Origin of the sequence: Nitrosospira sp. Nsp11 (assembly GCF_900142705.1) — a bacterium.
Taxonomy (GTDB): Bacteria; Pseudomonadota; Gammaproteobacteria; order Burkholderiales; family Nitrosomonadaceae; genus Nitrosospira.
The window spans coordinates 75,432-96,678 of the sequence record NZ_FRBV01000009.1 but is presented as its reverse complement, the minus strand read 5'-3'; the positions used below and the strand labels follow the sequence as shown (position 1 = coordinate 96,678).

At 52.5% G+C, this 21,247-nt stretch carries 19 protein-coding genes; 9 read left to right on the top strand and 10 right to left on the bottom strand.

Annotated features, from left to right (window positions below; translation table 11 throughout):
• Nucleotides 1–34: 34 nt before the first annotated feature.
• From ftsX to ftsY, 3 genes are read right to left on the bottom strand one after another with little or no spacing between them, the layout of a single operon-like run.
• Nucleotides 35–943: a permease-like cell division protein FtsX gene (gene ftsX, locus BUA28_RS10885; RefSeq protein ID WP_072768146.1), complete on the bottom strand. Its 909-nt coding sequence runs from the start codon at nucleotides 941–943 to the stop codon at nucleotides 35–37.
• A complete protein-coding gene (gene ftsE, locus BUA28_RS10880; protein WP_072768145.1) occupies nucleotides 940–1,593 on the bottom strand; it encodes a cell division ATP-binding protein FtsE in 654 nt (217 codons plus the stop codon). Before ftsE ends, ftsX begins: the two co-directional genes overlap by 4 nt.
• A 50-nt stretch (nucleotides 1,594–1,643) precedes the next feature.
• Complete coding sequence (ftsY, locus tag BUA28_RS10875) at nucleotides 1,644–2,630, bottom strand: signal recognition particle-docking protein FtsY (protein WP_072768144.1); 987 nt, start codon at nucleotides 2,628–2,630, stop codon at nucleotides 1,644–1,646.
• A 167-nt stretch (nucleotides 2,631–2,797) separates the two neighbouring features.
• Between ftsY and BUA28_RS10870 the strand changes: the two genes are divergently transcribed.
• The 5 genes from BUA28_RS10870 (at nucleotide 2,798) to BUA28_RS10850 (ending at nucleotide 6,897) form a co-directional block, all read left to right on the top strand.
• Nucleotides 2,798–4,159, top strand: a complete 1,362-nt coding sequence (locus BUA28_RS10870) for a M16 family metallopeptidase (protein ID WP_256598303.1) — start codon at nucleotides 2,798–2,800, stop codon at nucleotides 4,157–4,159.
• A gap of 66 nt (nucleotides 4,160–4,225) precedes the next feature.
• Complete coding sequence (locus BUA28_RS10865) at nucleotides 4,226–5,536, top strand: M16 family metallopeptidase (protein WP_072768142.1); 1,311 nt, start codon at nucleotides 4,226–4,228, stop codon at nucleotides 5,534–5,536.
• Between the two features lie 53 nt (nucleotides 5,537–5,589).
• On the top strand, nucleotides 5,590–6,141 hold the full coding sequence (gene rsmD / locus BUA28_RS10860) for a 16S rRNA (guanine(966)-N(2))-methyltransferase RsmD (RefSeq protein WP_371915215.1): 552 nt from the start codon (nucleotides 5,590–5,592) through the stop codon (nucleotides 6,139–6,141).
• The gene (gene coaD / locus BUA28_RS10855; protein WP_072768141.1) at nucleotides 6,134–6,613 is read left to right on the top strand and encodes a pantetheine-phosphate adenylyltransferase; all 480 of its coding nucleotides are present in this window, start codon (nucleotides 6,134–6,136) and stop codon (nucleotides 6,611–6,613) included. Before rsmD ends, coaD begins: the two co-directional genes overlap by 8 nt.
• Before the next feature lie 14 nt (nucleotides 6,614–6,627).
• Nucleotides 6,628–6,897, top strand: a complete 270-nt coding sequence (locus tag BUA28_RS10850) for a YfhL family 4Fe-4S dicluster ferredoxin (protein WP_072768140.1) — start codon at nucleotides 6,628–6,630, stop codon at nucleotides 6,895–6,897.
• Here BUA28_RS10850 and BUA28_RS10845 read toward each other — a convergent pair.
• The 6 genes from BUA28_RS10845 to BUA28_RS10820 all read right to left on the bottom strand — a co-directional run bounded on the left by BUA28_RS10845 (nucleotide 6,863) and on the right by BUA28_RS10820 (nucleotide 14,407).
• Entirely contained in the window at nucleotides 6,863–7,594 is a 732-nt protein-coding gene (locus tag BUA28_RS10845; RefSeq protein ID WP_072768139.1) for a YggS family pyridoxal phosphate-dependent enzyme, read from the bottom strand. The genes BUA28_RS10850 and BUA28_RS10845 overlap by 35 nt on opposite strands.
• Before the next feature lie 139 nt (nucleotides 7,595–7,733).
• Nucleotides 7,734–8,168, bottom strand: coding sequence for a type II toxin-antitoxin system VapC family toxin (locus BUA28_RS10840; RefSeq protein ID WP_072768138.1), 435 nt, complete (start codon nucleotides 8,166–8,168; stop codon nucleotides 7,734–7,736).
• Nucleotides 8,168–8,422, bottom strand: a complete 255-nt coding sequence (locus BUA28_RS10835) for a type II toxin-antitoxin system Phd/YefM family antitoxin (RefSeq protein WP_072768137.1) — start codon at nucleotides 8,420–8,422, stop codon at nucleotides 8,168–8,170. Before BUA28_RS10835 ends, BUA28_RS10840 begins: the two co-directional genes overlap by 1 nt.
• 311 nt (nucleotides 8,423–8,733) lie before the next feature.
• The gene (dnaE, locus tag BUA28_RS10830) at nucleotides 8,734–12,300 is read right to left on the bottom strand and encodes a DNA polymerase III subunit alpha (RefSeq protein WP_072768136.1); all 3,567 of its coding nucleotides are present in this window, start codon (nucleotides 12,298–12,300) and stop codon (nucleotides 8,734–8,736) included.
• A 357-nt stretch (nucleotides 12,301–12,657) separates the two neighbouring features.
• A complete protein-coding gene (locus tag BUA28_RS10825) occupies nucleotides 12,658–13,701 on the bottom strand; it encodes a YheT family hydrolase (protein WP_072768135.1) in 1,044 nt (347 codons plus the stop codon).
• Nucleotides 13,702–13,966: 265 nt separating this feature from the next.
• On the bottom strand, nucleotides 13,967–14,407 hold the full coding sequence (locus tag BUA28_RS10820; RefSeq protein ID WP_072768170.1) for a DUF2127 domain-containing protein: 441 nt from the start codon (nucleotides 14,405–14,407) through the stop codon (nucleotides 13,967–13,969).
• Between the two features lie 240 nt (nucleotides 14,408–14,647).
• On the opposite strand from BUA28_RS10820, the gene BUA28_RS10815 reads away from it, so the two are divergent.
• Complete coding sequence (locus tag BUA28_RS10815) at nucleotides 14,648–14,980, top strand: hypothetical protein (protein WP_072768134.1); 333 nt, start codon at nucleotides 14,648–14,650, stop codon at nucleotides 14,978–14,980.
• Between the two features lie 262 nt (nucleotides 14,981–15,242).
• Here the strand turns inward: BUA28_RS10815 and BUA28_RS10810 are convergent, their stop codons facing one another.
• Complete coding sequence (locus tag BUA28_RS10810) at nucleotides 15,243–15,515, bottom strand: hypothetical protein (protein ID WP_072768133.1); 273 nt, start codon at nucleotides 15,513–15,515, stop codon at nucleotides 15,243–15,245.
• A gap of 422 nt (nucleotides 15,516–15,937) precedes the next feature.
• Here BUA28_RS10810 and BUA28_RS10805 point away from each other — a divergent pair, with 422 nt between their 5' ends.
• The 3 genes from BUA28_RS10805 (at nucleotide 15,938) to dcm (ending at nucleotide 21,001) form a co-directional block, all read left to right on the top strand.
• Complete coding sequence (locus tag BUA28_RS10805; protein WP_072768132.1) at nucleotides 15,938–16,759, top strand: TlpA disulfide reductase family protein; 822 nt, start codon at nucleotides 15,938–15,940, stop codon at nucleotides 16,757–16,759.
• A 569-nt stretch (nucleotides 16,760–17,328) separates the two neighbouring features.
• A complete protein-coding gene (locus tag BUA28_RS10800) occupies nucleotides 17,329–18,981 on the top strand; it encodes a phospholipase D-like domain-containing protein (RefSeq protein WP_072768131.1) in 1,653 nt (550 codons plus the stop codon).
• Between the two features lie 745 nt (nucleotides 18,982–19,726).
• The gene (gene dcm, locus BUA28_RS10795) at nucleotides 19,727–21,001 is read left to right on the top strand and encodes a DNA (cytosine-5-)-methyltransferase (RefSeq protein WP_083569970.1); all 1,275 of its coding nucleotides are present in this window, start codon (nucleotides 19,727–19,729) and stop codon (nucleotides 20,999–21,001) included.
• The last annotated feature ends 246 nt before the right edge of the window (nucleotides 21,002–21,247 follow it).

Below are 21,247 nucleotides of genomic sequence, written 5' to 3'. Positions count from 1 at the left end.
TGAAAGTTCCTCTCACATAGTTTAAGTTGATGAATTACCTCGGTTCTACTTGCGAGAGATGATTCGCGACCGATAACCAGGCTCCCGCCCAGCCAAGCCCTGCCGAAAAAAGCAACAGGCTCAGGCTATCCTCCAGAGAGAGGTGATAGAGACGAAAATTTACCTCATACAGTTGCAACAAATCCTTCAGTTGGTCATCCGTGAGATAAATTCCCGCAGAAATGATAAGCCATGCTGCAGCACCGCCAACCATCCCTTGCAAGGCCCCAAAATACAGAAAAGGGCGCCTAACAAAGCCTGTGGTTGCACCGATCAGCTTTGCAACCTCTATTTCATCTTGCATCGTCAGGATTTGCAAACGTATCGTATTAAATGCTACGGCTATCAGCGAAAAACTCAGCAGCGCGCCAAGCAGTAACACCGCCAGATGGCCCAGCTTGAGCAAGGCATCCAGCCGCTTGGCCCAAGCCGAGTCAACCTGCGCGTATTCGACCTGCGGCAATTGCCCCAGTTCCATGCGCAATGCTTCCAGCCCTTCAGGCGTAAGCGCTCTAGTACTGACCACGAAAGCATCCGGAAGCGGATTCCGCTCGAGGCCATTCATTACATCAGCCAGCCCGCTTTCCTGCTTGAGTTGATCAAGGGCACTATCCTTGGAAACGAACTTGAAGCTTGCCACAGGAGGGTGCTGTTCCAGGTACGATTCGATTTTCGCCACGTCATCCTTATCTACGTCCAGCCTGAGGAACAAGCTCAATTGCGGCGCTCCCGAAACTTGACCGGAGAGGGCCTGGAGGTTTTCAAGCAGCACGTAAATTCCCGCTGGAAGACTGAAAGCGATTCCGATCACGGCAATGCTGAGCAGGCTACCCAGTGGCGCACGCCCCAGCCGTTTGAATGCCAGAGCGAGAGCATGCAAGTGATGGGAAAGCCAAACGTTCATGCTGCCAGCTCGCCATGATTGAGTGTCAAAATGCGCTGCTGCATGCTGCCCAGCAACTCGACGTCATGGGTAGCTATCAATATCGCCACGCCCACCTGATTGAACGACACGAACATGTCCATGATATCTCTCGCGTAATCGGCGTCAAGGTTGCTGGTTGGCTCATCCGCGATGAGGATGGAGGGTCTGTTGACTATGGCGCGGGCAATGCACAGGCGTTGTTGCTCACCCCCGGAAAGCGTAATGGGCCAAGCTTTTTCCCTGTTCAGCAAGCCTACCTTGTCGAGCGCAGCGCGTACCCGTCGGGTCGCTGCCGTGGAACCAAACCCGCTTATTTGCAGGGGCAGCAGTACATTCTGGAAGACATTGCGGTCGAACAGGATTTTTTGATCCTGGAACACCAGCCCGAGATTGCGCCGCAGAAAAGGAATTGCACCGCCCTTAAGCGTGCTGACATTCTGGCCGTTGACGATAATGCTGCCCGAGGTAGGGCGCTCGATGGCCGCAATAAGCCTCAGCAGCGTAGTCTTGCCCGCGCCCGAATGGCCGGTAATCAGGGCCATTTCACCTGCCTCAAGGCTAAAACTGATATTCTTGAGTGCTTCGTAGCCGTTCGGATAACGTTTATAGACCTGGCTGAAGCTAATCATTGATTGCTGAAGTTATACCGTTGACCCGAATTTCCACTCGCTTGATTCTCTCAATCAAAAAGTGCCTCGACAAATTCACTTGCGACAAACGGCCTCAAATCATCAAGGCCCTCACCTACGCCAATAAAACGGATGGGTAGTGGCGTTTTTTTCTGGCGTTGCCTGGCAATAGCGGCGATTACCCCCCCTTTTGCGGTACCATCGAGCTTGGTGACGATGAGTCCAGTAAGACCCAGTGCATCGTCAAAGGCTTGCACCTGAGCAACCGCATTCTGGCCGGTGTTGGCGTCGAGCACCAGCAGCGTTTCATGAGGGGCGCCCGGCTCGGCCTTGGCGATGACGCGCTTGACTTTCTTGATTTCCTCCATGAGATGCAGTTGCGTGGCGAGCCGTCCGGCGGTATCCGCGAGCACGATATCGATGCCGCGTGCTTTCGCGGCATTAACCGCATCGAATATCACCGCAGCCGGATCGCCCTTTTGCTGGCCGCTATTCTCCTGGGCGATAACGGCGACATTGTTGCGCTCGCCCCAGGCCATCAGTTGTTCACGTGCGGCGGCACGAAACGTATCGCCGGCAGCAAGCAGAACGGTCTTTCCCTGTAACTGAAAATAATGGGCAAGTTTTCCGATGGAGGTAGTTTTCCCCGCGCCGTTCACGCCAGCCAGCATAATGATAAAGGGCTTGCTCGTATCCGTGTCGAAAGGCTGCACCAGTGGCTCAAGCAAAGCAGCGAGGGCTTCCTGCAATGCACCCTTGAGTTGCGCCGCGTCGGTAAGGCCTTTCCGTTTGACTTCGCTGCGCAGTTCGCCAAGCAGCCACATGGTTGCATTTACGCCAGCATCCGCTGTGAGCAGTATCGTTTCCAATTCCTCATAGAGCGCGTCATCTATTTTACCACCGCCGAGCAGGCCGGACAGGCGTCTACCCAGGTTATCCCGGGTACGGGAGAGCCCCTGCCTGACCCGCGCCGACCAATTCGTTGACGCGGGTTCCGCAGGAGCAGCGCTATTTTTGGATTTAAAGAAACCTGGCATTCTGGTAGGCTGTCAGTATGAGTCGAAATTCATGCTTGGAAATCGCAAGACGATCTGTTCCCGATTTTATTCCGTTTATCCGGACTTAGGTTATTAAAAAAATGATGATTTATCGTCGTGTTACTGTTCTTTTATCTGCCTTGCGGGCTATTGCCATGGTATTCGCGATGGTATCCGTTTCGCTGGTTTCAGCAAGTGCCATCGCTGTCACGCCGGAGGCTACTACGCATGAGTACAAGCTCGGCAACGGGCTTAAGCTGATCGTCAAGGAAGATCATCGCTCACCAGTGGTAATCTCGCAAATCTGGTACAAGGCGGGAAGCATTGATGAAGTAAATGGCGTTACCGGCGTGGCCCATGTGTTGGAACATATGATGTTCAAGGGTACGAAGAAATTTCCCGGCAGCGAATTTTCGACGCTGATCGCGGCGGCAGGCGGACGCGAGAATGCTTTCACCAGCCGCGACTACACCGCCTATTTCCAGCAGTTGCATAAGTCCAGGCTGCCGCTGGCGATGCAACTGGAATCTGACCGGATGCGCAACCTGGTGCTGACAAAAGAGGAGTTCGCGAAGGAAATCGAAGTGGTAATGGAGGAACGGCGACTCCGCACAGATGATCAGCCGCGCGCGCTGGTGCATGAGAAAATGACCGCAACTGCTATCCAGTCGCATCCTTATCGGCGTCCCGTAATAGGCTGGATGAACGATCTGGAGAACATGAGTGTCGGCGATGCGCAGGAATGGTACGACCGCTGGTACGCACCCAACAACGCCATCCTGGTCGTGGTAGGCGACGTAAATCCGGGAGAAGTCTTTGCTTTGGCACAAAAGTATTATGGACAGATCAAGTCGCGCACGCTATTGCCACTGGATAAACGCAAGCCCCAAGTCGAGCCGAAGCAGCTGGGCATCAAGCGGCTTACGGTAAAAGCCCCGGCACGGCTGCCATACCTGGCGATGAGTTATCACGCCCCGGTATTACGCAATCCCGCGATTGATTGGGAGCCTTATGCGCTAGAGATGCTGGCTGGCGTGCTGGATGGCAACGAATCGGCGCGGCTCAACAAGGAGCTGGTGCGCGAGCGGCACATTGCGAGTTCGGCAGGTGCAGGCTACGACTCAACCGGGCGTGGTCCCGGCATGTTTTATATCGACGGCACCCCGAGTGAAGGTAAAACCGTGGCCGATCTGGAAGCTGCCTTGCGTGGAGAAATAGAAAAACTTGTGCGTGACGGTGTAACCGACGAGGAACTTGCGCGGGTCAAGGCCCAGATCGTTGCCAGCCACGTCTTTCAGCTCGATTCAATGTTTGCTCAGGCGATGCAGATCGGCCAGATGGAAAGCATTGGATTGTCATATCGTGACGTGGATACGATGTTAAAAAAGCTGCAGGCTGTTACTGCCGAGCAAGTGCGTGACGTGGCAAAAAAATATTTGATGGATGACAGTCTGACAGTTGCCATACTGGACCCCCAACCGCTGGAACAGAAGCCTCCCTCTGCTGCACCCGCCGGGTTGAGGCATTGATGCTACAACCTCGATCTGTTCGTTTCCTGTCCTGAATTCAAAAAGCGCTTTTTTAGAGAGGCTGCGATGCATGTGATGCGCTTGATATTTTTCCTGTTTTTGGGTGTATTTTCCCAATGGGCTTTTGCCACCCTGCCGATCCAGCATTGGCAAACTTCTTCCGGTGCCCGGGTATATTTCATCGAAAGCCGTGATTTGCCGATACTCGACATCAGCATTGATTTCAGCGCGGGCAGCAGTACTGATACCCGCGACAAATCCGGCCGCGCTGCCATGACCCTGCATCTGCTGGATCTTGGGGCGGGCGGGTTGAGCGAAGATCAGATTGCAAAAGGGTTGGCCGATATCGGCGCTCGACTCAATAGTCATTTTGACCAGGATCGCGCGGGCATTGCTTTGCGTACTTTGAGCAGTGCGCGTGAGCGCGAGCAGGCGCTGGATATATTCCGTCGGGTCATACAACACCCCGAATTCGACGCCAAAGTGATGGAGAGGGAAAAAGTCCGGGCAATTGCGGGATTGCGCGAAGCGGATACCAAACCGGGAACCATAGCTGACCGTACGTTGATGAAAATGCTCTACGGCGACCATCCATACGGCCTACGCGGTTCGGGTGAAATCGATAGTGTGAGCGCGCTGCAGCGCGAAGATCTCGTGAATCTATACCGGTCTCTCTATACCGCTCCGGGCGCAGTGGTGTCCATCATGGGAGACATGAGCCGTGCGGAAGCGGAAGCCCTTGCGGAATCGCTAACGAAAGAGCTTACGCAAGAAAAGGCCCCTTATAGTCTGCCGGACGTGGCAGCGCCGGTTGCGGATATCAAGAGAATTGCTCATCCCGCCACTCAAAGCCATATCCTTATCGCCTATCCCGGACTCCGCCGCGATGATCCCGATTATTTTCCGCTGCTCGTGGGTAACCACATCCTTGGCGGCGGCGCATTTACCTCGCGCCTGATGGAAGAAATTCGCCAAAAACGTGGATTGGCTTACAGTGTTCATAGCCAATTTTCACCGCTGAGAAAAGAGGGGCCATTCGAAATCGGCTTGCAAACCAGGAAAGATCAGTCGGAGGAAGCGCTTGCGCTGACGCGGAAAGTGCTGGCGGATTTTGTCGCTGGCGGACCTACGGAAAAAGAGCTTACCGCAGCCAAGCAGAACATTATCGGCAGCTTTCCGCTGCGCATAGACAGCAACAAGAAAATTATCGGATACCTGGCAATGATCGGTTTTTACAACCTGCCTCTAACCTATCTGGATGATTACGTTAAATCAGTGGAAAAAGTAACTGTTCCCCAGATCAAGGAAACATTCCAGCGCCGCATCAACCCAGCGGGAATGGTAACTGTTGTGGTGGGGGCCGAGGAAAAAAAATAGATTTCATAAAAAACCGGTACTGCTAGCAGCGGTTTTCCGTTTTTCAGCACTGTATGATGAGAAATAAAATCCGCGTCATAGGCGGCGAATGGCGCAGCCGCATAATTACTTTTGATAGCTGCGCAGACCTCAGACCGACCCCTGACCGTGTACGCGAGACCGTATTCAACTGGTTAGGGCAGGATATGAGCGGGAAACACTGCCTTGATCTGTTTGCAGGCAGCGGGGCGATGAGTTTCGAGGCTGCGTCACGTGGGGCAACGCGTGTGGTAATGGTGGAGTCCGACCCCGGCGTAATGAAGACGCTGAAAATCAATATGCAGAAGTTGGGAGCAGAACGAATCGAACTGATATCGATGGATGCGTTAAAATTCCTCGATTCCGATAGGCGCCAGTTTGACCTGGTTTTTCTTGATCCTCCCTATCGGCTGGGCCTGCTACCCAGACTATTATCGAGCCTGCATTCCCATCTTTCGGTCAGCGGGCTGGTCTATATAGAGAATGACAGCCTCCCGGAGGCCGACGCGGATGATTGGCTGGTGTGGCGCCAAGGGCAGGCTGGCAAGGTTCGTTACCAACTACTAAAATCTAAAAAGAATGGATAAAGCGGTATACCCTGGTACGTTTGATCCCATTACACGGGGTCATGAGGATCTGGTTCGGCGGGCGTCGGGCCTGTTTGATCGGGTGGTGGTCGCGGTAGCGGTGAGCAGTGGAAAAAAACCCTTCTTTACGCAGCATGAGCGCGTGGAAATGGTGCGTGAGGTATTGGCGGACTGCCACAACGTCGAGGTGACCGCGTTCTCCGGCCTGTTGATGGAATTTGCGCAACAGCAGAATGCGAGGGTCATCTTGCGGGGCTTGCGCGCCGTGTCCGATTTCGAATATGAATTTCAGATGGCAGGGATGAACCGCAGCATATATCCCGGTGTCGAGACCATGTTTTTAACGCCATCGGAGCAATACATGTTTATCTCCGCCACCATTGTGCGGGAGATCGCGCAGCTGGGCGGAAGCGTGGACAAGTTTGTGCACCCGTTGATTGCCGAGCAGTTGCGGATCAGAATCAAAACCTAATCCTTGAGGTCGGTATGGCTTTAATGATCACTGACGAATGTATCAATTGCGACGTTTGCGAGCCGGAATGTCCCAATGATGCTATTTCACAGGGGGAGGAAATCTATGTGATAGATCCCGCTCTCTGCACCGAGTGCGTCGGACACCACGAAGTTTCGCAGTGTGTGGAGGTATGCCCGGTGGACTGCATCATCCTCGACCCGGACATTACTGAGACGAAGGAACAGCTGTACGGAAAGTACCTTGCTCTTATCGGGAGCGCGCAGCAAGTTCCTCAGGGATAGGGTAGCGTCTCGGCCCAAAGATTGCAGTGCCTACGCGCACCATGGTCGCGCCTTCCTCAATGGCGATATCAAGATCCTCGGACATACCCATTGAGATCGTATCGACGTCATAGCCAGCCTGCTTCAGCTGATCGTAGGCTTCTCTCACCATGCGAAACTGGCTGCGTTGCAGTGCGGTCGCTCTGGTAAGCTCGGGAATAGCCATTACGCCCCGTAGTTTCAGGTTGGGCAACTCCACAACATGCGCCGCCAGGTCGAGAATCTCCTCGGGCGCTATGCCACTCTTGCTATCTTCTCCGCTCACATTTACTTGCAGGCATATCTGAAGGGGCGGCAACGACTCTGGCCGGTCTTTCGATAAACGGTCGGCTATCTTTTTCCGGTCTACGCTATGCACCCAGGCAAAATTTTCTGCTATGCGTTTTGTTTTATTGCTCTGTATCGGGCCGATGAAATGCCACTCGATCGGCAGATCGGCGAGCGCTTCGATTTTTACCAGCGCTTCCTGAAGGTAGTTTTCTCCGAAAATAGTCTGTCCGGCGGCAAAGGCTTCCCGCAGAGATTCGGGAGGATTGGTTTTGCTTGCGGCTAACAGCGTAATAGCTTCAGGTTGCCGTCCTGCCGTGCTCGCAATATCCGCGATATGAGCTCTTATTTTATGCAAGCCCAAGGCGATGGTTGTGGTATTTGGTTCCATTCTGACTTTTTATTTACCGGTTACTCTGGGCTATTGACCCATGAGAATTTAAAAAATGGTTTGAGAGAGCAGGAGCATAGTAGAACTACTCATCTTTACGGTCAAGCCGCCACGCGCGGGAGAGCCCAAAATCGGCTCGCTATTCGTCTTCGGCTTTCCACGTCCACGGGTTGAGCAATCGAACCTCGCTCGACTCAAAATCGGCCAGGTTTCGTGTGACGACAGTCATTCCATGCACCAACGCAGTTGCCGCTATCAGTCCATCCCGGACCGGCCGAGGATCGGGGATATGAAGTCTTGCGCTACGCTGCGCCACGGCAAAATCGATAGGCAGGATGCGGCTGGCGAATGCCGGTATGACGTGGCTATCCAGCCATATCCTGAACACAGCACCTTGCGAGGGGTCGCGACGCTCCGCCAGTAATACACCAATTTCCAGTTCCTGAACGGTGATTGCCGACAAGTACAAATCAGCAGCATCAACACTTTCCGCCCAGCTTGCAACTTTCGCATCAGCTTTCCCGAGTCGAACCTTCCTTAACTCGGAAACAACGTTGGTATCAAGAACAAACATCAGGAAAAGTCCGCAGCTTGAGCAAGGTCATGGAGTCGCGGAATCTCGAATGTAGCGTCTTCAATACCGGGCATTGCCAGAAGGTCGGCAATTTTCTTACGCCCCCCTATAATCTTGCGATAATCCTCAATGCTAAGCAGCACATGCGCGGGCCGGCCGCGATCCGTGATGAAAACCGGGCCGCTCAAACTGGCTCTCTTCGCTTTGCTGGCGTCCTGGTTGAATTCCCGGCTGGATAACGTCGTGATAGTCATTCCGCACCTCATTAATCTCTTAATGTATATACGTTACTACACTGTTCAAACCAGCACAATAATTCGCGAAAAGATCCCTTATTTTGCTAATGCTCAAACGGACATAAAATAAATTGCGCCGGATAGCCGCTTCATATCGGGTTGGATATAGCATAGCGGAGGGTGGGAATGCTTGACGAAAAAGAACAACCCACGAGATGCCGTCCTCGACGGTAACCGTATAGGAAAAAAGCATGGCCGAGGCAAAGTGTTAATAGGTTTTCTGCTCCACTTCTCCCCGCTATGAGCCCTGGGGGAACGCTTTCGCCATGTCAGTAAATGACTTTGACATTCTCCGCATCGAAATGCGCTGATAGCGACTGCAGGAGATTATCCTGAAGACGTACCCGCCAGGCGTCGCCCAGTTCAAGCTCGCACATAGCATCCCGGTTGTGATAAACGACCCGCACAGGGCAGGACAATTTATCGTCGTCTTTCGTATTACCGGAATTGCCGTTATTTGTGCTGTGACGATGAGGCGCAAGCAATTCCTTCAGTTTTATGGCGTTCGATGGACCATTGCCATTGCAATGAAGCTCCATCCGCTTGGCGAAGCGAGTGCGAGCGCTGTTCAAGTCATACAGTTGGTCGGCGGTAATGCGCAGCGTGCTGCCATACTCATCATCGCCGCCTCTGCCGTTCACTTTGGCCTCAACTATCAGCAACTGATCTTCTTTCAGCCATGTCCGCACAGATTCGAATAATTCGTTGTACACGACCAGTTCCACCCGTGTGCTGCCGTCGTCCAACACAATCACTCCCATTCTGCCGCGTCGAGTCACCTGCGTGCGTATAGCATAGACGATTCCCGCCAGTAGCTGTATTTCCCGCTGGGAGTTCAATCGATCCAGACGGGTGCGTACAAATGGTTTCAGTTCTTCCGCATACGCGTGGAATGGATGCCCGCTCAAATAGAGGCCTAATGCCACCTTTTCATTTTTCAACTTCTCCTTTTCCGGCCAAGGCGGCACGTTGATCAGGCTCGGCCCGGTGTCGCTATCAGCTTCGCCAAACAGGCTTCCCTGATTGACTGCGCGATCCGCCTGTTCGGCGGATTCAAGTGCGATACCGACCGAGGCCAACAGGCCGGCCCTGTGGGTGTTGACTGAATCAAAGGCGCCGGCACGGATGAGCGATTCCATCACGCGGCGATTGACAACGCGCTTGTCGACCCGTTGGCAGAAATCGAACAAATGGCTAAAAGGCCCGCTCTTGTCGCGCACCTTGATAATCGCTGCAATCGCGGAGCTCCCCGTTCCTTTTATGGCGCCAAGACCATATCGGATGGTTTTTTTGTCTACGGGAACAAAGCGATAGTCGGACAGGTTAATATCGGGCGGCAACATGATAAGCCCGTTGGCCACGCTGTCCTCGAAGAACGAATTCACCTTGTCGGTATCGTCCATATCGGCGGACAAGGTGGCAGCCATGAACTCCGCCGGATAATGTGCCTTGAGGTAGGCGGTCTGGAAGGCGATCAAAGCATAAGCTGCGGCATGCGACTTATTGAATCCGTAACCCGCGAATTTCTCCATCAAATCGAAGAGTTCTGCGGCGATACGCTCGGTCAAGCCGTTCTTGGTCGCTCCCGCAACAAAGATGTCGCGATGCAAAGCCATTTCCTCAACCTGTTTCTTGCCCATTGCCCGTCGCAGCAGGTCCGCGGCGCCGAGGCTATATCCGCCTATCACCTGGGCGATTTGCATCACCTGTTCCTGATAAACCATCACCCCGTAGGTAGGCTCAAGTATGGGCTTCAGCCGTGGATCAAGGTATTCCACGCGCTTGCCATGCTTGCGTTCCGTGAACTCGGGGATCAGCGCCATCGGTCCCGGACGGTACAATGCCACTAATGCGATAATGTCCTCGAAACGGTCGGGCCTTGCCTTCTGCAGCAAATCCTTCATGCCCCGCGACTCGAACTGGAACACGCCCACGGCATTGCCCTGCCGCAACAGGGCGTAGGTGGCCGCATCGTCCAGGGGCAGATTTTCCAGGGAAAAGGAGTCGGAATGCCGGATACCGGACTCGGCAGCAGGCTTGCTTGCATCGGTTGCGATTGGCGCGGATTCTTCTTCCGCAGCGTCCCGATTACGCTGCCTGATGTATCTGACAGTCCAGTCGAGTATGGTCAAGGTCCGCAGCCCCAGGAAGTCGAACTTCACCAGCCCGATTTTCTCCACATCGTCCTTGTCGAGCTGGCTTATTACCGACTCGCCCGAATCTGTACAATAGATGGGGCAAAAATCGGTGATCTTTCCCGATGCAATCAATACACCGCCGGCGTGCATCCCGACATTACGGGTGAGCCCTTCAAGCCGTTCAGCCAGTTCCAGCAGATTACGCACCTCTTCTTCGGCCTGCGCCCGCTCATTCAGCTGCGGTTCCTCTTCACGTGCTTTTTTCAGGGTCATGCCGATTTCAAACGGCACCAGCTTCGCCAATTGGTCAACAAAGCTGTACGGTAGATCCAGCACGCGTCCAACGTCGCGCACCACCGCCTTTGCCGCCATCGTCCCGAAAGTGGCAATCTGGGAAACACTCTCGGCGCCATATTTCTGTTTTACATAGTCGATGACATTTTCGCGTCCGTCCTGGCAGAAATCGATATCGAAGTCAGGCATCGAAACACGTTCAGGATTGAGAAAACGCTCGAACAGCAGGTCATAGCGAAGCGGGTCGAGGTCGGTAATCCCCAGCGAATAGGCCACTAGCGAACCCGCGCCGGAGCCCCGGCCCGGCCCTACCGGCACGCCATTGTGCTTGGCCCAATTGATGAAGTCGGCGACGATCAGAAAATAACCGGCAAAACCCATCTGTATGATGACACCGGCTTCGAAATCCAGCCGGGCGTAATACTTGGGCATTTCCGCGTCACGCTGGACGGCATCCGGAAAAAGCGCATTCAGGCGCACTTCCAGACCTTCTGCTGCCTGGGTACGCAGATACAGCTCCAGGCTTTCATTATTGGGTGTGGGAAACAGTGGCAGGCGATTGACCCCCAATTCGAGCGCGAGATTGCAGCGCTTGGCAAGTGCCACGGTGTTGGCCAGTGCCGATGGGATGTCGGCAAATAATTCGGCCATTTCAGCCTGGGTTTTGAAGTATTGCTCTTCGGTGGAATTCTTGGGGCGTCGGCGATCGCCCAGCACATAGCCTTCTGCGATACAGACTCGCGCCTCGTGGGCCCGATAGTCTTCAGGGTTCAAGAACTGAACCGGGTGTGTCGCCACTACCGGCAAACGCAGGGCAGACGCCAACATCAGTGAGCGTTGCACCAGAGCCTCCGCATTGGGATGTCCTGCCCGCTGCACTTCGATATAGAAACGACCGGGAAAAAGATCAGCCCATTCTCGTGCCAGCTGCTCCGCCTGATCGGGATCGTTCTGCAGCAGCATCAGGCCGATTTCGCCAGAGCCCGCCCCCGACAATGCGATCAGCCCCTCTGCTCCACTTCCCCCATCAATTCGCGCAAGCCAGGATTTCCTGATTTCTGCGCGTCCACGGTGCTGGTTTTCACGGTAGGCACGCGACAAAAGGCGGCACAACAGCAGATAACCCTGGTAGGACTGGCACAGGAGCAAGATACGCCCCGGCTTGTCCCGATCGGATTCATTACTGATCCAGACGTCGCAGCCGATAATCGGCTTTATTCCCTTCTTGCGGGCTTCCTGGTAAAACTTGACCAGGCCGAACAGATTGGAAAGGTCGGTCAGCGCCAGTGCCGGCATATCATCCGCTACTGCTTTTGCCACAGCCTCGTCGATTCGCACGATACCGTCTACCACGGAAAACTCGCTGTGCAGGCGCAAATGAACGAAAAATGGAGATGTAGGCATGTTGCTCAAGGGTCTCGATATTCGGAATTAATAGCGGATTGCGGAAGCGCAGATCCTGAATCAAGTGATCAATTCAAAATAGCGTAAAAACCGGATCTCAATTTTACACCGGGGAAGCCTTCCATTGCCCACCTCACCTTAACTCTGGCTAACTATGAACTTCTGGAACCTGAAGATGCACGAGTCACGGCACGCAAGAAAAATGCCACATGCGGATACGGATTGAGGCTGGAAAGTACAATCATCGCCAGCTATCCGTCGACAGAAGAAATCCCATTATGGGAAACAGCTGTAGCTGGTAACGGGCAAGGAAAGTGATGATTACAACGGGTGGCGTTGCGTTGTTTTACCGAGCTGCTAAGAAGCCCGGAGTTCGGGTAGATTCGTTTGCGAATCGTAGTGCAGCCCAACCTCCTGCTCCCTGAAAAAACTTATAATCCTTTCCGGCAGCCACGTCAGCCTGCCGGGAAATGGCGAGTCCAGGAATCCCGCATGCCCTCCCTCTTCGGGAAACTCCAGAATGACCGCAGGTGAAGTATCTTCCGGCCGGGGCAATGCAGAAGCCGGCATAAACGGGTCGTTACGCGCATTAATCACAAGTGTTGGCACGAAGATATGCTTGAGCCACGGCTTGCTGCTGGATAGGTTCCAGTAATCCTCGGCGTCGCGGAAACCGTGCAGTGGCGCAGTTACGATATTATCGAACTCATATAGTGTAGTGCACGCTGCTAACGCGGCCGAATCGAACAGGCCGGGATAACGATCCAGCTTATCCCGCGCCTTGCGCTTCAGGGTATCGAGAAAATGACGGGTATAAAACAAATTGAAACCCGAAGCCAGAGTCCTGCCTGCGGCTGCCAAATCCAGCGGTACGGAAACTGTTACAACACCATCGAGTAATTGACGGGCTTGTTTGCCCTGCTCACCCAGCCATTTCAGCAAGGCATTGCCACCCAGCGATACCCCGACCGCAAAAACAGGCACAGCGGAGTTCTGATATTTGTTTTGCTCGCGTATTCGGCGGAGGACCCAATCAATTTCCGTTGAATCGCCGGCGTGATATGCGCGCGGCAACCGATTGGGCGTTCCTGAACAACCGCGAAAGTGCACCACTGCCCCGCGCCAGCCCAGTCCTTGTAGCGTCCTTATGATACTCAGGACATAATGACTGCATGAACCCCCCTCGAGCCCGTGAAATATAACGACCAGCGGCGCATCGTGTTGATTGTCCAGCCAGTCGATATCGATGAAATCGCCGTCGTCCAGTTCGCAACGCTCACGCCGGTAAGCGATCGAAGGGCGGGAAAGCAGATAGGGATAAATCGTTTGCGCATTTCCCCCTCGGAGCCATGCGGGAGCAACGTAGGGTCGGGCGCGCAATAAAGGTAAAGGGGCTTTCACATCCAGGTCCTGGCAGGAAATATCAGATTCAGATAGGTGACCACTGGATCAGTCGGTGCTATCGTATAGCGGCAATTCATGCGATCAGTCAATATAAGGTACTGCAAATCAATGCTGACCGTTTTATGGTCTAATTCGTGCGCAAGCGTAACCTGTTCGGCTATTATAAGGCACTTGACCTCGTATAGTTAACCCGCCCTCGCTCGCAAGGATAGCCCTGGTGACATAAGCGGCGGCTTTCAGAATTTCTCAAACCCGTGCAATATTAGCGGGGCCGACCGCGCAATAAAACAACCAGGATCAGAAGGTTGACGAGAAAAAGAACGGCCTCTGCCCAATTAGCCCGCTTGACCAACTCAAAAATCTCGATTGGAATATATAGCCCCGCACTTATCATGCCAAATATCCAGGCCCATCGCTTGCTATGCCACAGCCCATAGGCTTCAACCAACCTCACCACAGCATACGCTATCCCGCCGAAGCCCAATGCAAGCAGCCGGGTATCGTTGAGGTTGGAAGCGATCTCCAGAAAAATTCGAGGATAACGGCGGGCGGGGTTCAGGTGGAAACGGCTGACCAACTGTTCTGCAGCCTCTTGCACATCGATATGGATGAATTTGAAAATTGCACAGGCCGTAGCGAACACCAGGATGCCTTTAGTGGCTTCGAATACCGCCGCAAACCGAAGGTCAGCGCTTTTTGACATCAATTGCTTTAAACAGCCTCGTCTTTTCGTTAGGATTACGGAAGCCGCCATTTTTCATCTCAATGCCCAAAAGATTGAAGAGGGCCGATGGAAGAAGAAGGTCGATTAAATCTTGATATAAGTCATACTATTTGAGACTGAATCTCATATTATGGTTACGCTGTCATATATGTAAATGCGGCCCATCCGCGGTCTGTTTACAGCCGTGGCCGAGCTAGATGCTTATTCTAAGGGACTATCATGGGACTAAAGTGGTTTTCAATTGTGCTTTTCTTAATCTTTTCAAGCCCGAGTTTTGCGGTTGAGAAGGACTACAAGATATGTAACGTAGGCGGCTTCTTTTCAGGGACGAACGATAAGTTCCTGAGTGGCCTGGCCGCTCACATCGCACAGAAGAAGCATATTCTCGACGATCCCATATGCAGTGCGCTATGGAAAAATGCATCCCGAATAGGCGAAAAATTATCGGAAACCAGAAGAGTCAAAGAACAGGCGGAGGAGGAGATCACGCACCAAGCTGCCGCATTCAGTGAAAAGGTATATGAGGCAGTTAGTGCGGGGATCAAATTCTAGACGGAGGGAAATCTCCCCGTATAAAGGCTACTACCAGCGAATCGTGGCCTGGGTTAAATGTGCTGGCGTTGAGGCCAACGTAGGCTTGGAAATGATTCCCCTTGTGTGAATGGCAGATAGAAGATCACGAGGAGTATGATTTTCAATACTTTGTTAAAGTATTTTGTCTACAAAATAGTTATTTTGATCCAAAGAAAGAGCGATAAATTACGTCCGTAGTATTGGAGTGGGATGGGTCGCACGAAAGTTCTCGTCTACACATTTATTTAGTCCATAACCAGATCCTGTATTGTTCCAGCTCAAGCTGTCTTTGCCGCCGTTCGTTTTCTAGTTGGAAGATTTTCTGCTGGCCATCAAGCTGCTGCATCCGAGTATTATGTTCACTCTCCCGCTGCCTGGCGGCTTCTTCTATTCTTTGCATATCAGCTGTTCCCCTTTGTTGCTGCCACTCTTCCCCCATACTCCGGTTGCGGTCGTACGCGATAACTTCGCTCGTCAGTGCGCATGCTGTTAAAGCCACAAACAGAGCTTTCATAGTCTTACCTGTTTAAATGCAGAGACCGATCCTTTTTAGATACGTTAATCGCCCGTGTCGTTCTGCTGATCGTTTACGTCCATACTGAAGCCGATTCGCAATAATTCAGGAAATGGGGATTTATAAATCGGTGCATATAAATCGAGGCATAAATACCGGGAACGGCAAATTGAGACGGTAAGAGGTCAAGATCTGATGGCCAGGACTAGCCAGAAGTCAGTGGCGTTAGCTTCTGTTGGGCCTGTTTAAAAGCGTTGCTATAGTAGGTGCCGAGCATGTATGCCACGAGCAACCCGTTATTGTCCTGAAGCCTCCAATATACTCATTTATTGGGGAGAGGCGTTCAAAAGTTGGTTTCGAGAGGGAGCACTGGGCGAAGGCTCTTTCCCTTCGGGACACGTCTGCGTTAATCGAGGCACATAATGGATTTCATTAACATCGGACTGATTGCGTTTCACATCAATTTTTTGCTGTTGCTGGGTGCGATGCTGATCGGTTCGTTCGTCGCCAAGCGGATAGGAGGGCGACAAAACGTTGATGTCGAGCCGCTTCTTTGGAGGGTTTTCATTGCCTCCCTGATAGCAGCGAGACTTTTCTTCGTGATTGCCTATTTTGATATGTACCAGAGCGCGCCATTGAGTATTCTGAATATTCTTGATGGCGGGTTCTCACCGGCAGCGGGTATTCTGGCTGCTGTGGCCGGCGTCATCTGGTATGCATGCCGGGTGCGAGAAGGGCGACGCCCTCTGCTGCTAGCGGCATTGACCGGAGGAGCCGCCTGGGCAGTTGGCGCAGTGGCCGCAACGGCGGTCTTTGCCGTCCCAGTGCAGATGCCACAAGCTGAGCTGGTTCGCCTTGATGGCAGTCGTGTCCAGTTTAGTTCACTGGCCGGCAAGCCGACGGTGGTCAACCTGTGGGCCACATGGTGCCCGCCTTGCATACGGGAAATGCCGGTACTGCGGGACGCACAAAAGAACAATCCAGAAGTGATCTTTGTCTTTGCCAACCAGGGTGAATCGGCCGATGCGATTCAGAGGTTTCTGGATCGGGAACGGCTCAACCTTGATAACGTGTTGCTCGATCCCCGTATCGAACTCAGTAGCCAGACCCAGTCTCAAGGATTGCCAACAACCTTGTTCTTTGATGCAAAGGGTGCGCTGGTTGATCGTCGTATTGGCGAGTTATCAGCCGCCACGCTGGCACAAAGAATTGAAAGAATCGTGCCACGCGGCATCGGCCGGTAACTCCAGTATGAAGGGCCGGAAAAGAAGGATGAGGATTCAGCTGTGACCCACCAATAAATTTTATGTGGGGGAACGTACAGTGGAACGCAGCACCAAGGGCTAACATTTGCTTGGTTAATATCCATTCAGTCGCAAAGCTGGCATACCGACGATGTAACAGGGCATACATTGAGTGTGCCTGAGGAAGGCAAGCCGGTGAACCCGGATCCTGTTGCCTCAGCTCACTGAATCAGCGTCCGATGGGTTGGTTCGCATCGTCTCCGCGCTGGTGAATTCCAAGGAATCCCCGAGAAGAGGTGGGTTCTTTTGCTAAATACCAGCGATCGCGTCCATTTCGCTGGATGGGTGTCATTGGCCGACAAGCAAAAAGCCAGGATGCGGCTAAGGGACACACTTGAGCTAACCCGGCATAAAGCTTCGTGTCGATGTTAAACCGCCAGTAGCCTTATTCAATAAGGGAGACATCATCACACTGCTGAACCAGAATGGTTTGAAGGTGCACGGTGTATCCTACACAAAGCAACAAGCGAATCAGCCTGGCTGGAAAATTGTTTTTTAGGTAAGTTGTTATGCGGATTATCCAACAACTTGGTAATTTGACCACGCAGGCGATCGCAGGTACGCATGTGGTGCTGCTTGGCTGGAGCATGACCGAAGCTAACTCTCACGACGTGCTGGGTTTTGCGATCCACCGTACGGATCATACGGAAAATGAAGCATATTGGCTGGAAGGGACGAAAGTGTTCGCGGAAACCGATCTTGGCACCAGCAAGGCATCATTACGCTCCCATCCGGTACAGGGGTTCACCTGGTCCGATTTTAGCGCGAAACCCGGGCACGACTATACCTATCGCATGGTTGCCCTGAAGGGTTCGCCTAAGAGCCTAAAGGAAGAGGATGAGATCGCCATTCGTGTTCAGACCGAAAAAGAAGACAACGGTCAACACGAGGTATGGTTCAATCGCGGGGCCGCAGCCAGCCAGGAGTATGCTTATCGCTTTAAAAACCAAAGCCCCGAAGCGGTGGGAAAACCAGCTTTTGACTGGCTTTCGCGTGGTCTTATGGAAGCGCTACTCGAGTTTCTATCGCGCGCGGAGGATAGCGAATGGCAGTTACGTGTTGCCGCCTATCAGTTTACCGATGAAGTTGTCTTGGAAGCACTAAAAAAAGCAAATGACCAAGGCGTTGATGTAAGGATCATTTACGATGGTCGTGACCCGGACGTTTCCAGGACCAATGATGCAGCCGTACAAAGAATTGGAATCGATGGTTTGTGCGAGAAAAGAATCGCGAATCCGAGCGCCATCGCGCACAACAAATTTATCGTGCTATTGAAAGGGCATAAACCGCAAGCAGTTTTTACGGGCTCGACGAATATCAGCATTGGGGGTATCTTCGGACATTCCAACGTAGGGCATGTAGTAAACGACGGCGCGGTTGCAAGCGCTTATCTGGACTATTGGAATTTGCTCGTAGCTGATCCGGATTCTGTCTCGCTGCGATCCGATGTAGAGAGGCTGACGCCAACACCCGACTCAAGCGATTCTTCGGAAAAAGGATCAATCGTACTCTTTAGTCCCCGCTCGGGCTTAAAACTGCTTTCCTGGTATGCGCAACAAGCCGCCGCGGCGCAGTCGATGCTGTGCATGGCCTTTGCCTTTGGCATCAATAAAGCATTTATCCCTGTATTTGAAACACCTTTTAGCGGCTTGCGTTACGGCTTGCTTGATAATGACGGCAATCGACCTGAACAGGAAGCAGAAGTGTTGCGGCTGCGGAAGTTGCCTTTTAATCGTTTCGCTATTGGTAGCACGATTCGCGTAAACAGTTTTGATAAGTGGCTAAAGGAGAAGTTGAGCGGCTTGAATTCGCATGTACCTTACATACATACGAAATTCATGCTGATCGACCCGCTGGGCCCGGCGCCAATAGTAGTTACAGGATCAGCGAATTTCTCCAATGCATCGACCAATGCCAACGATGAGAACATGCTGGTGATAAAAGGCAACACGACGGTGGCTGACATTTATCTAACGGAATTTTTCCGGCTCTGGAATCACTACGCGTTTCGCGAGTGGGCTTCAAAGAATCAGGACAACCCCAACGTGAAACCTCAATTCCTCAAGACGGACGATTCTTGGCGAAATATTTATTTCGGTGACACTGAACAATCGCGACAAAGGGTTTTGTTCTCTGGTATCGGATTTCTTGGTACTACCTAAATAGGTTTACTCCGATTCCGGACATATCTGGTACTCAGCCGGCAAGATCACATTGCGCGTGATCCCAACATGCTGAGCCGCTTGTGCCCAGAAATGAACTCAATATCAATTAGTGGGGTAAGGCGTAGTACTTATGTCTTTGGAAGATAAATCCATATCGCGACGCCAGCCGCGGACTCGATGATTGTGTCGGCCTAGAGAGGGTGCATGAGCTCTTCCGATCTTCCATTTCACTACCTCCCGCTGGGGTGGCCTAGCTGCCTTTTCTGAGCATCGTAGCGAGGCCATAGGGCGTTTGTGGCAGACGGGAGAAATCAACCGGCGCCGTGGGAGAAATTGAAGAACCAGATTTTTCTGGGTTCAGATGAATTTGTGGCGAGCCTGTAGCGCACTTTCGATTCAGATGCTTCCTATCAGGAAATCCCTGCCGCCCAACGACGGCTACCACCGAAACCGTTAGCTCAGATCGCCGAGGCCCACGGACGAGATGAGGCGATCTTCGATGCTTATGCCAGCGGTGGTTACAGTTTGAAGGAGATCGGGGATCATTTCAGATTGCATTACTGCCGGGGTGAGTCGCATTGTGAAACAGCAACAATTGACAAGAAACAAGACTTGACCCCATCGTTGGTTTGCGTGGTTAGCGTGGTCGCAAGAACTCTTGGAATTATTTCTTCCAGGAATGCATCCATTGGGAAAAATTAGGGCATAATGTCCGCTATTATTCCCAGATTCGGAGTTCGATATGGCCACAATCCTTCACACTGGCCCCGACCGAGATATTGCGACGAGCTACCTCACAGCTGCGTTCAAAACCCACAAACAAGCAGAGATTGCTCGCCATTTAGGCGTTGATGCGCGTACAGTCCGCCGTTGGGTAGTCGAGCAGTCAGTACCGGCACATTACGCATTCGGTCTGCAACGTCTTCTGCCGCTGGAGTTGCCACTTGTCGGCGATGCCCCATTCACCTTCATCGACCTTTTTGCTGGCATTGGTGGCATCCGCATGGCCTTCGAGGGCTTGGGCGGGCGCTGCGTGTTCACCAGCGAATGGGACAGTTACGCGAAGAAAACCTATGCTGACAATTTCCCCGGCGGACATCAGATCAATGGAGACATCACGCAAGTGGCAGCAGCGGACATTCCAAATCACGATGTCCTGCTGGCAGGTTTCCCCTGCCAGCCGTTTTCCATTGCCGGGGTCAGCAAAAAAAATGCGCTCGGCAAGGCGCATGGCTTCGCTTGCGAAACGCAAGGAACTCTTTTTTTTGATGTTGCTCGCATCATCGAGGAAAAACAGCCACGCGCTTTTCTGCTGGAAAACGTCAAGAATCTCGTTTCGCACGATAAGGGGAGAACTTTCGATGTCATTTGCCGAACGCTGAAGGATGAACTGGGTTATCACATCCATCACCGCGTGATTGACGGCGCCCACTTCGTGCCTCAGCACCGTGAACGGATTCTCATCGTCGGCTTTCGCGAACCCGTAAATTTTGATTTCGATGTCCTGCCGTTGCCCGCTAAGAGCAGGCACACATTACGCAAGATTCTGCACAAGACCGATGGCAGCGAGCCTCTTTTATCGTGGGACGGGGATCGCTTTTTCAACCACACCGCACAGCAAGTTGATTCCAAATACACGCTAACCGACAAGTTATGGGCTTATTTGCAGAGCTATGCAGAAAAACATCGGGCCAAGGGCAATGGTTTCGGTTTCGGTCTGGTTACTCCAGACAGTATCACCCGCACCTTGTCCGCACGTTACTACAAGGACGGTTCGGAAATTCTTGTCTATCAGGGAGATACCATTAATCCGCGCCGCCTGACGCCGCGAGAATGCGCACGACTGATGGGCTTCCCAGACACGTTCAGGATTCCAGTGTCGGATACGCGGGCATATAAACAGTTTGGAAATTCTGTTGTTGTTGATGTTATGGCTTATATTGCAAGATTGATGCAACCAATACTGGAAGCTGAGATCTTGGAACCTGAGTTACCCCTTAGTTACATACCTGCTTGAGCGAAAGTCATGCGTACCCAATCATTTATTCCCTTCGCAAAACCAAATTTTGATGGCGTTTTATTGCAGCAATTTGCTTTTCCATCCTCAGGATGATCCCACTTATATTATCCGCATTTAGAACAGCGCACATATTTCTTCGCGAATAGTTAGATGAGAGAATTGTGTTTTTTGCTAACCAAGTTTGAGGAAGGGATTGGGTACAAAAAGGCGATTGAAACCACTTATCCGATTTTCATGAACGCT

Excerpts from the sequence above, each read along its gene's own strand:
- ftsX (WP_072768146.1), bottom strand. The coding sequence starts at position 943 with ATGAACGTTTGGCTTTCCCATCACTTGCATGCTCTCGCTCTGGCATTC.
- ftsE (WP_072768145.1), bottom strand. The coding sequence starts at position 1,593 with ATGATTAGCTTCAGCCAGGTCTATAAACGTTATCCGAACGGCTACGAA.
- ftsY (WP_072768144.1), bottom strand. The coding sequence starts at position 2,630 with ATGCCAGGTTTCTTTAAATCCAAAAATAGCGCTGCTCCTGCGGAACCC.
- BUA28_RS10870 (WP_256598303.1), top strand. The coding sequence starts at position 2,798 with ATGGTATCCGTTTCGCTGGTTTCAGCAAGTGCCATCGCTGTCACGCCG.
- BUA28_RS10865 (WP_072768142.1), top strand. The coding sequence starts at position 4,226 with ATGCATGTGATGCGCTTGATATTTTTCCTGTTTTTGGGTGTATTTTCC.
- rsmD (WP_371915215.1), top strand. The coding sequence starts at position 5,590 with ATGATGAGAAATAAAATCCGCGTCATAGGCGGCGAATGGCGCAGCCGC.
- coaD (WP_072768141.1), top strand. The coding sequence starts at position 6,134 with ATGGATAAAGCGGTATACCCTGGTACGTTTGATCCCATTACACGGGGT.
- BUA28_RS10850 (WP_072768140.1), top strand. The coding sequence starts at position 6,628 with ATGGCTTTAATGATCACTGACGAATGTATCAATTGCGACGTTTGCGAG.
- BUA28_RS10845 (WP_072768139.1), bottom strand. The coding sequence starts at position 7,594 with ATGGAACCAAATACCACAACCATCGCCTTGGGCTTGCATAAAATAAGA.
- BUA28_RS10840 (WP_072768138.1), bottom strand. The coding sequence starts at position 8,168 with ATGTTTGTTCTTGATACCAACGTTGTTTCCGAGTTAAGGAAGGTTCGA.
- BUA28_RS10835 (WP_072768137.1), bottom strand. The coding sequence starts at position 8,422 with ATGACTATCACGACGTTATCCAGCCGGGAATTCAACCAGGACGCCAGC.
- dnaE (WP_072768136.1), bottom strand. The coding sequence starts at position 12,300 with ATGCCTACATCTCCATTTTTCGTTCATTTGCGCCTGCACAGCGAGTTT.
- BUA28_RS10820 (WP_072768170.1), bottom strand. The coding sequence starts at position 14,407 with ATGTCAAAAAGCGCTGACCTTCGGTTTGCGGCGGTATTCGAAGCCACT.
- BUA28_RS10815 (WP_072768134.1), top strand. The coding sequence starts at position 14,648 with ATGGGACTAAAGTGGTTTTCAATTGTGCTTTTCTTAATCTTTTCAAGC.
- BUA28_RS10810 (WP_072768133.1), bottom strand. The coding sequence starts at position 15,515 with ATGAAAGCTCTGTTTGTGGCTTTAACAGCATGCGCACTGACGAGCGAA.
- BUA28_RS10805 (WP_072768132.1), top strand. The coding sequence starts at position 15,938 with ATGGATTTCATTAACATCGGACTGATTGCGTTTCACATCAATTTTTTG.
- BUA28_RS10800 (WP_072768131.1), top strand. The coding sequence starts at position 17,329 with ATGCGGATTATCCAACAACTTGGTAATTTGACCACGCAGGCGATCGCA.
- dcm (WP_083569970.1), top strand. The coding sequence starts at position 19,727 with ATGGCCACAATCCTTCACACTGGCCCCGACCGAGATATTGCGACGAGC.